Here is an 11,687-nt window from a genome sequence, read left to right as displayed (position 1 = left end):
AGAGGCACGCACCGGACGTCCGCGCCAGTGGCACGGACCAGCCACGGGCCGATCGACCGAGCCGGGGGAACCGAGACCGACCGGGAACGACCGGGGTAGTCGAGGGAGGGCGCACCATGGGGGCGGACCAGATCAGGAGGTGGGAGTCGGGGGCGCTGGCGCACGCCGTCTCCGATCCCTTCGGCCAGGGCCCGCTGCCCTGGCTGCGCGGCTCCGAGAACTACTTCGACGACACCGGGCAGATGGTGCCCTGGTACGCGGACGAGATCCTGGCCAGTGGGGGCAACGGTGGCCCGCGCACGGCGGACGACGTGCGCCGCCAGATCAAGGGCTTCGCCTCCGAGGGCGCGGTGGCACCGGGCGAGTCGATCGACTTCCACATCACGGTGGACCCGCCGCAGGAGTTCTCGGTGGACATCTACCGGATCGGTCACTACGGCGGCCACGGCGCCGCGAAGATCACCACGAGCCCCCGGCTCTCCGGGATCGTCCAGCCCGCCCCGCTCACCGCCGACCGCACGGTCTCCTGCCACCACTGGTGGCAGTCCTGGCGGCTCCAGGTCCCGTCCTACTGGTCGATCGGCGCGTACGTGGCCGTGCTCACCACCGCCGACGGGCACCGCTCGCACATCCCCTTCACCGTCCGGGACAGCCACCCGGCGGACCTGCTGCTCGTCCTGCCGGACGTGACCTGGCAGGCGTACAACCTCTACCCGGAGGACGGGCACACCGGTGCGAGCCTCTACCACGCGTGGGACGAGGAGGGACGGCTGCTCGGCGAGGAGGACGCGGCCGTCACCGTCTCCTTCGACCGTCCCTACGCGGGCGCGGGACTGCCGCTGCACGTGGGGCACGCGTACGACTTCATCCGCTGGGCCGAGCGCTACGGCTACGACCTGGCGTACGCGGAGACCCGCGACCTGCACGCGGGCCGGGTCGATCCCGGGCGCTACCGGGGCCTCGTCTTCCCCGGGCACGACGAGTACTGGTCGGTGCCGATGCGCAGGACCGTCGAGCGCGCCCGTGACCAGGGGACCTCGCTGGTCTTCCTCTCCGCCAACACCATGTACTGGCAGGTGGAGCTGGGCCCCTCGCCCTCGGGGGTCCCGGACCGGCTCCTGACCTGCCGGAAGCGGCGCGGTCCCGGCCGGTCCGCGCTCTGGCGCGAGGTGGACCGGCCGGAGCAGCAGCTGCTCGGCATCCAGTACGCGGGGCGGGTGCCGGAGCCGCGTCCGCTGGTCGTCAGGAACGCGGGGCACTGGCTGTGGGAGGCGACCGGGGCGGGCGACGGCGACGAGCTGCCCGGACTGGTCGCGGGCGAGGCGGACCGCTACTTCCCGCGCACGCCGCTGCCCGAGCACCAGGGCCGCATCCTGCTCGCGCACTCGCCCTACCAGGACGGGGAGGGGGCGCTGCGGCACCAGGAGACCTCGCTGTACCGGGCGCCCTCGGGGGCCTGGGTCTTCGCCTCCGGGACCTTCGCCTGGTCGCCCGCGCTCGACCGGCCGGGGCACGTGGACGCCCGGGTGCAGCGGGCCACGGCGAACCTCCTCGACCGGATCTGCAAGAGGGACTGACCGGGTCGGGGCGTCCGCCGACCGGGATCGGCAGGGGTCGGCCGGGGCTGACCGGGGCCGCTCGCCGTGGTGGCGGCCGGGTGCGAGAGAATCGAAGCGCTCCTGGATCAACCTACGCGGAGGAACCGTGTCCGGATTCGTAGAAAAGCCCGAGCCCGTCCAGGTCCCGGGCCTGACCCATCTCCACACGGGCAAGGTGCGCGACCTGTACCGGAACGAGGCCGGTGACCTCGTGATGGTGGCGAGCGACCGCCTGTCCGCGTACGACTGGGTCCTGCCCACCGAGATCCCCGACAAGGGCCGGGTCCTCACCCAGCTCTCCCTGTGGTGGTTCGACCGGCTCGCCGACCTGGTCCCGCACCATGTGCTCTCGACCGAGCTTCCGGCCGGCGCCCCCGCCGACTGGGCCGGGCGCACCCTGATCTGCAAGTCGCTCGCCATGGTCCCGGTCGAGTGCGTGGCCCGCGGCTACCTCACCGGCTCCGGTCTCGTGGAGTACGACGAGTCCCGTACGGTCTGCGGTCTCGCGCTCCCCGAGGGGCTCGGCGACGGCTCCGAGCTGCCCGCCCCGATCTTCACCCCCGCGACGAAGGCGGCGGTCGGCGACCACGACGAGAACGTCTCGTACGAGGAGGTCGCCCGGCAGGTCGGCGCCGAGACCGCCGCGCTGCTGCGCCGGACGACGCTCGCGGTGTACGGCCGGGCCAGGGACATCGCCCGCGAGCGCGGGATCATCCTCGCCGACACCAAGTTCGAGTTCGGCTTCGACGGGGAGACCCTCGTCCTCGCCGACGAGGTGCTCACCCCGGACTCCTCGCGGTTCTGGCCCGCCGCCCAGTGGCAGCCGGGCCGTGCCCAGCCCTCGTACGACAAGCAGTTCGTCCGTGACTGGCTGACCTCCCCGGCCTCCGGCTGGGACCGCCGGAGCGAGCAGCCGCCGCCCGCGCTCCCGCAGGAGATCGTGGACGCCACCCGCGCCAAGTACCTGGAGGCGTACGAGCTGCTGACCGGGAAGACCTGGTCGGACAGCTTCTAGCCGTCCGGTGCTCCCCGCCCCCGCCGCCGGTGGGGGGCGGGAGCACGAGAAAGCCCCCGGTCGGATCGACCGGGGGCTTCTTCGTGGAGCGGACGACGAGATTCGAACTCGCGACCCTCACCTTGGCAAGGTGATGCTCTACCAGCTGAGCTACGTCCGCATGTGCTGTTGCGCGGGGCCAACTATACCCAACCTTTGGTCTGCGCGAGACGCACCGCCGTGTGCCGGTTCTCCGCACCGAGTTTCGCGGCGGCGGAGGAGAGGTAGTTGCGGACGGTTCCGGGGGAGAGGGAGGCCCGCCGGGCGATCTCCGCCACGGGGGCTCCGTCGGCGGAGAGTTCGAGCACCTCGGCCTCCCGGGCGGTCAGCGGGGAGTCTCCGGCGGCTATGGCGTCCGCCGCCAACTCCGGGTCGACATAGCGGTTTCCGGCGTGCACGGTGCGGATGATCTCGGCGAGCCGCCGGGCGCTGACGGTCTTCGGCACGAAGCCCCGGACCCCGGCGGAGAGCGCCCGCTTGAGATGCCCGGGACGGCCGTGGCCGGTCACGATCATGGTGCGGCAGCCGGGGAGTTCGTCCCGCAGGGCTGTGGCGACCCTCACACCGTCCGCCCCCGGCATCTGGAGGTCGAGCACGGCGACGTCGGGGCGGTGGGCCAGGGCCATGGCGAGCGCCTCGGGCCCGGTCGCCGCCTCGGCCACGACCACGAGGTCGTCCTCAAGACCGAGGAGCGCGGCGAGCGCGCCCCGGATCAGATGCTCGTCGTCGGCGAGCAGCACACGGAGGGGCGGGGGTACGGGGGCGGTGGCCGGGGCGTCCGCCTCGGCCACCGGCTCCGGCGCGGGTACGGGGTGGGGTGCGGCTCCCGGGGCGGGCGTATCGCCCTGCTCCGGTGCGTCGCCCGGTCCGGGCGCGGTCATCGGCCGACCGCCTTCGCCGGAGGAGGCGCGGACGGCGACCCCGGCGACTCGGGTGTGGGGGGCTCGGGCGCGGTCGGTGCGGGCACCTTCCCCGGCGTAGGCCCCGAGAGCGGAGGTTCCGGGGCGGGCGCCACGGCCCGTACGGGCGTCACCGGCACGGTCACCGGCGTCCCCGGCGGCACCGGGGCACCGGTGGCCGTACCCGAGCCCGTACCCGAGTCCGTACTCGTACCCGTGGCCGGTACGCGGGCCGTCACCCTGAACGTACCGCCGTCGCCACGGCCCGCCTCCAGCGTGCCGTCGACGGCCGCGAGCCGTTCGCGCAGTCCGGCGAGGCCGGAGCCCCGGCCGGGCAGGTCCGTGCCTGTCCCGGGGCCGTCCGCCCCGTCGTTCACGACCGTCAGCAGCACCGTGCCGTTCTCCTCCCGGACGGTGATCGCGCAGTTCCGCGCGTCCCCGTGTCTCAGTACGTTCGTGGTGGTCTCCCGGACCACCCAGCCCAGCGCCGACCGGACCGGGTCCGGCAGGTCGAGTGCGGGGGCGTCGACGGCGCAGTCGATCCCGGCGGCGCCGAGCACGCCCCGCGCGCCCTCCAGCTCCACCCGCAGGTCCGCCTCGCGGTAGCCGCGCACGACGTCCCGCACCTCCCGCTGGGACTCCTGGGCGATCCGCTGGACCTCGGTCATCTGGTCGACGGCCTCCGGGCGTCCGCGCCGGGCGAGCTGGACGGCCAGCTCGCTCTTGAGGGCGATGACGGAGAGGTTCCGGCCGAGGATGTCGTGCAGGTCGCGGCCGAAGCGCAGCCGCTCCTCGGCGACGGCGAGCCGGGTCTGCACGTCCCGTGCCGCGCGCAGTTCGAAGACGACGCCGAGGACCCAGAGGGAGAGGCGGACGGTCACGGCCAGCCAGCCGGTGAAGAACAGGACGACCCCCAGGCCCCCCAGGGTCTGCCCGGCGTTCGTGCCGGTGAGCGGGACGAGGGCGCCGAGCAGGGCGATCAGGAGCGCCTGGTGGAGGACGATCCGGCGCACCGGGAGGACCAGGCAGTGTCCGGCGGCGAAGGGGATGAGCGCCGCCGCGAGCATCGAGGGCAGCAGGTCCCCGATGTCGGCGGTGGCCCCTTCGAGGAGGACCGCCCCGGCGGTCGCGGCCCCGGCGGTCGCCGCGTACCGGACGACGTGTGTCGGGACCGGGGTGCCGGGGCGCAGATAGGCGTCCATGGCGAGGCGCAGGAAGCGGTGGCAGAAGAGCCCGTTGGCGAGGTTGAGGAGCGGGGCGACGATCACGAGCGGCAGCGGGGCCTCGTGTCGGACCTGCCGGACGAGGAGCAGCAGTCCGAGGACGAACACGGAGGTCCACAGCAGCATGTACGCGGTGACCCGGGTGTAGAGGTCGACCTTGTCCAGGCCGCTGCGGCGGCTCAGGGCGCGCAGGCTCTTCACGGTGTCGGCTCCTCTCGACGTCTCGGCGTACGGGGCGGGAACGAGCGGCGGGATCCAGCGCCTGGATCCCGCACCTGGGTTCGGCAGGTGGGTCGGCACCCGGGTTCGGGGTGGGTTCAGCGGCGGGGTTCCCAGCGGAACCACCGTTGGACAGCAAACACCGAGACCACGATCCAGGCCACCGTCGGCAGGAGGGCGTCGGTGAGGTCGCCCGCCGTCGCGCCGCCCGCCCAGCCCGCCCGGAGGAGGCTCACGGAGCCGGTCAGGGGCAGCAGCTCGCAGAGGGACGCGATCCGGTCGGGGAGGGCGGAGAGGGGGACGAAGAGGCCGGAACCGACGGCCGAGAGCATCACCAGGGGCAGGGCGGTGAGCTGGGCGCTCTCGGTGGTGCGGGTGACGACGGAGGTGACGGCGGCGAGTGCGGCGAGCAGGACGGTGCCGAGGAGGACCCCGGCGAGGAGGAGTTCGGGCCGGGCGGGCGCGGACAGGCCGAGGAGGGTGACGCCACCGGTCGTGAGCAGGGCGCACTGGGCGAGGGCGAGGACGACGGCGGGCAGCGCGATGCCGGTGAGGATCTCGGGATCGGTGGGTTCGCCGGTGCGGAGCCGCTTGAGGACGAGGCTTTCGCGGCGGGTGACGAAGGCGGCGACGAGGTTGCTGTAGACGCCCATGAGGAGGGCCATGGCGACGGCGCCGGTGACGGCGATCTCCGCGATGCTCGTGCCCGTGCCGCCGAGGTCGGTGCTCCGGAGGGAGGTGCGGACGGCCTCGACCATGAGGACGGGGACGAAGAGGGCGCCGAAGAGGGCGGTGCGGTTGCGCAGGAGCAGGGTCAGTTCGGCCCGTCCGAGGGCGGCGAGCCGCGCGCGGGAGGGGACGGCGAGCCGTGCCCGGGAGGAGGCGTGGGCGAGGGGGCTCATCGGGCGGGCTCCGTTTCCGTGGTGATCCGTCCGGCGATGTCGAGGAACGCCTCTTCGAGGGAGGCGGCGCGGGCGTCGAGCCCGCCGAGCCGTACGTCGTGGTCCCGGGCCCAGCCGAGCAGCGCGGCCAGGTCGTCCTGGAGCGCGGTGGTACGGATCTCGACGCGGTCGCCGTCCTCGGCGGCCCGCAGGTGGAGCGGGAGCCGGGCGGCGGGGATGCCGTGGGGGAGGGTGAAGAGGATGCGGGCGGGGCGGGCGGCGGTGACCTCGGCGGGAGTGCCGGAGAGCACGATCCGGCCACCGTGCATGATCGCGAGCCGGTCGGCCAGGATCTCGGCCTCCTCCAGGTAGTGGGTGGTGAGGAGGACGGTGGTGCCCTCGTCGCGGAGGGAGCGGACGAGGTCCCAGGTGTCGCGGCGGCCCTCGGCGTCGAGTCCGGTGGTGGGTTCGTCGAGGAAGAGGACCTCGGGGCGGCCGAGGAGGGCGAGGGCGAGATCGAGGCGCCGCCGTTCGCCGCCGGACAGCTGCTTGACGCGGATCTTCTCGCGGCCGGTGAGACCGGTGGCGTCGAGGACGTCGCCGGAGGGCCGGGCGCCGGTGGTGCAGCCCGCCCACATCCGTACGGTTTCGGCCACGGTGAGGTCGGAGGGGAAGCCGCCTTCCTGGAGCATCACGCCGATGCGGGGGCGGACCGAGGCCCGTTCCCGGTACGGGTCGTGGCCGAGGACACGGGCGGTGCCCGCGCTGGGGGAGGCGAGGCCCTCCAGGAGTTCGACGGTGGAGGTCTTGCCCGCGCCGTTGGTGCCGAGGAGGGCGAAGACCTCGCCGCGCGGGACGGTGAAGGAGAGGCCGCGGACGGCTTCGAAACCGCCGGAGTAGGTGCGGCGGAGGCCTTCCGCCTGGATCGCGTGGGTCATGGATCCAGGTTCCCGGCGCCGTCGGACGTACGGCAGTGCGTGCCGTCATCACCCGCGTCTGACAAATGTCATGCCGATGCCGTGCCGGCAGAGGAGGGCCCCCGTGCGAAGCCGGAACCGGCGGGGACGGAGCTGACGAGGCCGGAGCTGACGAGGCCGGAGCGGAGGCCGGAAGCCGAGGAGGACGCCGTCGGGAGGCCGGGGACGACGAGGACGGGGACAGCGGACGGGGACAGAGGCGAGGCCGAGGCCGGAGACAGAGCACGATCCGGTGCCGACGGACGCGGACGCCGACGTCGACGCCGATGCCGGTCGGTCCGTCAGCCGGTCGACGGAGGAAGGCCGTACGGGCCACGGGGCGATGGGGGACGCGTGACGGGTGACGGCGTCGGTCGGGAACACGACGAAGGCCCGGTTCCTGGGAACCGGGCCTTCGATCTGGAGCGGACGACGAGATTCGAACTCGCGACCCTCACCTTGGCAAGGTGATGCTCTACCAGCTGAGCTACGTCCGCATTGCTGCCGCTCGGCTTTCACCGGGCGGTGCGGGCATCACTCTACCCGATGCACAGGAGTGCCTCGGTCTTGCGATGCAGAGCGGGTGACAGGAATTGCACACTGCGCCTTCCCCCTGGAAGGGGGATGTTCTGCTACTGAACTACACCCGCACGCTGCTCGGGGCCGGACCTTTCGGCCTTGCCCCTCGGCGTGTTCCAAACCTTAGCCGATCATGGGGGGTGGAATGCAAATCGGTTCCCGGGGCGGCCCCGGGAGCGGCCCGCCGGGGCCCCTCCTCGGGGGCGGTCCCGGCGGGCCCTCGGCTCAGCTCGCCGCCTGGAACGCCTCGTAGACCCGCTTCGGGATGCGGCCCCGGGCGGGCACGTCCATCTTGTTGGACTGGGCCCAGGCGCGGACGGCCGCGGGGGCGGGGGCCACGGAGGTGTGGGTGTACGTCTCCGCCGGGGCGCTCCGGCCGGCCGCCCCGCGCGCGGACTGCTTGCGTCCGGCCGCGAGGTACGGGGCGAGGGCCTTGCGGAGTTTCTTTGCATTGGCAGCATTCAGGTCGATCTCGTACATCTTCCCGTCGAGGCCGAACGCGACCGTTTCAGCTGCTTCTCCGCCGTCCATGTCGTCGGAGAGTGTGACCACCACACGCTGAGCCACGGATATCGGTCCTTTCCTGCGGCCGACGCCGGGGGGAGGACGCTTGTGGCGCCTCTGACGTGCGGCGATGACGACCTTACGGCTGTGCCGGGACAATGCTGCTTTCTTCTGGATTCCTTTCTACAGCGGCAGGTGTCGCAGGGGGAAGCCCCGGCAATTGTTTGAGCGTGTCCCGGTGCAATGAGATCCGGCGGAGATGCGGCGGAGAGGGGGCGGACATCCGGCCGAGAAGCGCCGGGGGATGTGGTGGGAGTCGATGAGATCCGACCGGGGCCGCGATATTTCACGGGAATTTTGCGTGGGCGGGGAGGGGCTCGGGTGCGGATGGCGTCCGTCGGTCGGCCAGGTCCGTGACCTGGCCTTTGGAGGATCCTTCAGATCTCTACCCGCGTAGAATTTGGAGGCAGGTACGCTGAGCGGACCGCCCACGCAACACACCACCGGGAGTGCCAGTGGCACGCGTCGTAGTCGACGTCATGCTCAAGCCGGAGATCCTCGACCCTCAGGGGCAGGCGGTGCAGCGTGCACTGCCTCGCCTGGGATTCGCCGGAATCGCCGACGTCCGCCAGGGGAAGCGCTTCGAGCTGGAGGTGGAGGGACCGGTCGACGACGCCGCCCTCGCCCGCATCCATGAGATGGCCGAAACCTTCCTTGCCAACACCGTGATCGAAGACTTCGTCGTGAAGGTGGAGTCGTGACCGCACGCATCGGCGTCGTCACCTTCCCCGGCACGCTCGACGACCAGGACGCGCTGCGCGCCGCCCGCCTCGCGGGCGGCGAGCCCGTCTCGCTGTGGCACCGCGACAAGGACCTCAAGCAGGTCGACGCCGTGGTCCTGGCCGGTGGCTTCTCCTACGGCGACTACCTGCGGGCCGGAGCCATCTCCCGCTTCTCGCCGGTGATGGAGACGGTCATCGAGCAGGCCAGGGCGGGTATGCCCGTCCTCGGCATCTGCAACGGCTTCCAGATCCTCACCGAGGCCCATCTGCTGCCGGGCGCGATGCTGCGCAACAACCACCTCCACTTCGTCTGCCGCGACCAGAAGCTGCGGGTGGAGAACGCGGGCACCGCCTGGACCTCGGACTACACCGAGGGCCAGGAGATCGAGGTCCCGCTCAAGAACATGGACGGCCGGTACGTCGCCGACGAGCGCACGCTCGACGAGCTGGAGGCCGAGGGGCGGGTCGCCTTCCGCTACCTGGACGTGAACCCCAACGGCTCGCTGCGCGACATCGCGGGCATCACCAACGCCGCGGGCAACGTGGTCGGCCTCATGCCGCACCCGGAGCACGCCGTCGAGCCGCTCATCGGCACGGGCAAGACGGACGGCCTCGGTTTCTTCACCTCGATCCTCAAGAAGCTGGTCAACGCCTGATGACTCTGGACACGGTCAAGCACGCGGCCGAGACGCCGGACAGCGAGCAGCCCTGGAAGGAGCTCGGCCTCAAGGAGGACGAGTACGCGCGCGTCCGTGAGATCCTCGGCCGCCGTCCCACCGGCGCCGAGCTCGCCATGTACTCCGTCATGTGGTCCGAGCACTGCTCGTACAAGAGCAGCAAGGTCCACCTGAAGCAGTTCGGCGAGAAGGTCCCGGAGAACGACGCCATGCTCGTCGGCATCGGCGAGAACGCGGGCGTCGTCGACGTCGGCCAGGGGTACGCGGTCACCTTCAAGGTCGAGTCGCACAACCACCCCTCGTACATCGAGCCCTACCAGGGCGCGGCCACCGGCGTCGGCGGCATCGTCCGCGACATCCTCGCCATGGGTGCCCGCCCGGTCGCGGTCGTCGACCCGCTCCGCTTCGGCGCCGCCGACCACCCCGACACCAAGCGCGTGCTGCCCGGTGTCGTCGCGGGCATCGGCGGCTACGGCAACTGCCTCGGTCTGCCGAACATCGGCGGCGAGGTCGTCTTCGACTCCTGCTACCAGGGCAACCCGCTGGTCAACGCCGGTTGCATCGGCGTCATGAAGCACGAGGACATCCACCTCGCCAAGGCCTCCGGGCCCGGCAACAAGGTCATCCTGTACGGCGCCCGCACCGGTGGCGACGGCATCGGCGGCGTCTCGGTCCTCGCGTCCGAGACCTTCGACGACACCAAGCCCACCAAGCGCCCCGCCGTGCAGGTCGGCGACCCCTTCCAGGAGAAGCTCCTCATCGAGTGCACCCTGGAGATCTTCCGGGAGAAGCTGGTCGCGGGCATCCAGGACCTCGGCGGCGCCGGGCTCTCCTGCGCCACCTCCGAGCTGGCCTCCGCCGGTTCCGGCGGGATGCGCGTGGACCTCGACCTGGTGCACCTGCGCGACGCGACGCTCTCGCCCGAGGAGATCCTCATGAGCGAGTCGCAGGAGCGCATGTGCGCGATCGTCGAGCCCGAGCACGTCGCCCGCTTCCTGGAGATCTGCGAGAAGTGGGACGTCATCGCCACCGTCATCGGTGAGGTGACCGAGGGCGAGCGCCTGGAGATCTTCTGGCACGGCGAGCAGATCGTCGACGTGCCGCCGCGTTCCGTCGCCCACGAGGGCCCGACCTACCACCGGCCGTACGCCCGCCCCGAGTGGCAGGACGCGCTCCAGGCGGACGACGCGGGCAAGCTGCCCCGGCCGACGACCGGCGCCGAGCTGAAGGACCAGGTCCTGAGGCTGGTGTCGTCGCCGAACCAGGCGTCGAAGTCCTGGATCACGGACCAGTACGACCGGTTCGTGCAGGGCAACACGGTCCTGGCGCAGCCCGAGGACGCGGGCATGGTCCGTATCGACGAGGAGACCAACCTCGGCGTGGCCATGGCGACCGACGGCAACGGCCGGTACGCGAAGCTCGACCCGTACACGGGCGCGCAGCTCGCCCTCGCGGAGGCGTACCGCAACGTCGCCGCGTCCGGCGCCAAGCCGCTCGCCATCTCGGACTGCCTGAACTTCGGTTCGCCCGAGGACCCGGCCGTGATGTGGCAGTTCGCCGAGGCCACCCGTGGTCTCGCGGACGGCTGCCTCCAGCTCGGCACCCCGGTGACCGGCGGCAACGTGTCGCTCTACAACCAGACCGGTGACGTGGCGATCCACCCGACGCCCGTCGTGGCGGTCCTCGGTGTGATCGACGACGTCAACCGGCGTACGCCGATCGCCTTCGCGGAAGAGGGCCAGCTCCTCTACCTGCTGGGCGACACGCGTGAGGAGTTCGGCGGTTCGGCCTGGTCCGAGGTGATCCACCAGCACCTGGGCGGTCTGCCGCCGGCCGTGGACCTCGACCGCGAGAAGCTGCTGGGCGAGATCCTGATCTCGGCGTCCCGCGACGGCATGATCGACGCGGCGCACGACCTGTCCGACGGCGGTCTGGTGCAGTCGGTCGTCGAGTCCTGCCTGCGCGGCGGGCACGGCGCGCGTCTGGTCGTCCCGGAGGGCCTGGACGCGTTCACGTTCCTGTTCTCCGAGTCGGCGGGCCGCGCGGTCGTCGCCGTTCCGCGCAGCGAGGAGCTCCGCTTCACCGACATGTGCGGTGCGCGCGGTCTCCCGGCGGCCCGGATCGGTGTCGTCGACGGTGACGCGGTGGACGTGCAGGGCGAGTTCGCGCTCTCCCTCGCGGAGCTGCGCACGGCGCACGAGGCGACGATCCCGGGCCTGCTGGCCTGATCGCGTCGCACCACAGGAGTCACGGGGGAGCCCCCGTCCGGCCTTCGGGTCCGGGCGGGGGCTCTTTCCGTACGGGGGCCCCGGGAC

Annotated in this window: 10 protein-coding genes and 3 tRNA genes; 5 read left to right on the top strand and 8 right to left on the bottom strand. The window is 72.1% G+C overall.

The features are described from left to right. Window positions 1–116 precede the first annotated feature (116 nt). Together ACIO92_RS09750 and ACIO92_RS09745 are read left to right on the top strand one after the other, a co-directional pair. Complete coding sequence (locus tag ACIO92_RS09750) at window positions 117–1,577, top strand: N,N-dimethylformamidase beta subunit family domain-containing protein (protein WP_351789771.1); 1,461 nt, start codon at window positions 117–119, stop codon at window positions 1,575–1,577. Window positions 1,578–1,704: 127 nt separating this feature from the next. Further along, window positions 1,705–2,613 carry a phosphoribosylaminoimidazolesuccinocarboxamide synthase gene (locus ACIO92_RS09745; protein ID WP_366444840.1) on the top strand — a complete coding sequence of 303 codons (909 nt, stop codon included), beginning with the start codon at window positions 1,705–1,707 and terminating at the stop codon, window positions 2,611–2,613. A gap of 84 nt (window positions 2,614–2,697) precedes the next feature. On the opposite strand, the gene ACIO92_RS09740 is transcribed toward ACIO92_RS09745, so the two are convergent. The 8 genes from ACIO92_RS09740 to ACIO92_RS09705 form a co-directional block, all read right to left on the bottom strand. Beyond that, window positions 2,698–2,773: transfer RNA gene (locus ACIO92_RS09740), tRNA-Gly, on the bottom strand. Between the two features lie 22 nt (window positions 2,774–2,795). Then, on the bottom strand, window positions 2,796–3,533 hold the full coding sequence (locus ACIO92_RS09735; RefSeq protein ID WP_366444841.1) for a response regulator transcription factor: 738 nt from the start codon (window positions 3,531–3,533) through the stop codon (window positions 2,796–2,798). Further along, window positions 3,530–4,975, bottom strand: a complete 1,446-nt coding sequence (locus ACIO92_RS09730; RefSeq protein WP_402280305.1) for a sensor histidine kinase — start codon at window positions 4,973–4,975, stop codon at window positions 3,530–3,532. Before ACIO92_RS09730 ends, ACIO92_RS09735 begins: the two co-directional genes overlap by 4 nt. A gap of 116 nt (window positions 4,976–5,091) precedes the next feature. Beyond that, the gene (locus ACIO92_RS09725; RefSeq protein ID WP_366444843.1) at window positions 5,092–5,895 is read right to left on the bottom strand and encodes an ABC transporter permease; all 804 of its coding nucleotides are present in this window, start codon (window positions 5,893–5,895) and stop codon (window positions 5,092–5,094) included. Continuing rightward, entirely contained in the window at window positions 5,892–6,812 is a 921-nt protein-coding gene (locus ACIO92_RS09720; RefSeq protein ID WP_366444844.1) for an ABC transporter ATP-binding protein, read from the bottom strand. Before ACIO92_RS09720 ends, ACIO92_RS09725 begins: the two co-directional genes overlap by 4 nt. A 439-nt stretch (window positions 6,813–7,251) precedes the next feature. Continuing rightward, window positions 7,252–7,327: transfer RNA gene (locus ACIO92_RS09715), tRNA-Gly, on the bottom strand. An 81-nt stretch (window positions 7,328–7,408) separates the two neighbouring features. Beyond that, a tRNA-Gly gene (locus ACIO92_RS09710) sits at window positions 7,409–7,480 on the bottom strand. Between the two features lie 154 nt (window positions 7,481–7,634). Then, the gene (locus ACIO92_RS09705) at window positions 7,635–7,976 is read right to left on the bottom strand and encodes an Lsr2 family protein (RefSeq protein WP_384853245.1); all 342 of its coding nucleotides are present in this window, start codon (window positions 7,974–7,976) and stop codon (window positions 7,635–7,637) included. A 452-nt stretch (window positions 7,977–8,428) separates the two neighbouring features. Here ACIO92_RS09705 and purS point away from each other — a divergent pair, with 452 nt between their 5' ends. The 3 genes from purS to purL are packed head-to-tail and all read left to right on the top strand — an operon-like array spanning window position 8,429 to window position 11,600. After that, window positions 8,429–8,674, top strand: a complete 246-nt coding sequence (purS, locus tag ACIO92_RS09700) for a phosphoribosylformylglycinamidine synthase subunit PurS (RefSeq protein ID WP_015035032.1) — start codon at window positions 8,429–8,431, stop codon at window positions 8,672–8,674. Continuing rightward, entirely contained in the window at window positions 8,671–9,351 is a 681-nt protein-coding gene (purQ, locus tag ACIO92_RS09695) for a phosphoribosylformylglycinamidine synthase subunit PurQ (protein WP_366444846.1), read from the top strand. The genes purS and purQ overlap by 4 nt, the downstream gene beginning before the upstream one ends. Beyond that, window positions 9,351–11,600 carry a phosphoribosylformylglycinamidine synthase subunit PurL gene (gene purL / locus ACIO92_RS09690; protein ID WP_401235411.1) on the top strand — a complete coding sequence of 750 codons (2,250 nt, stop codon included), beginning with the start codon at window positions 9,351–9,353 and terminating at the stop codon, window positions 11,598–11,600. Before purQ ends, purL begins: the two co-directional genes overlap by 1 nt. Window positions 11,601–11,687: the final 87 nt, after the last annotated feature.

The organism is Streptomyces sp. NPDC087215 (assembly GCF_044744885.1).
In the GTDB taxonomy this organism is placed as follows: Bacteria; Actinomycetota; Actinomycetes; order Streptomycetales; family Streptomycetaceae; genus Streptomyces.
This window is presented reverse-complemented; position numbering and strand designations above follow the sequence as displayed.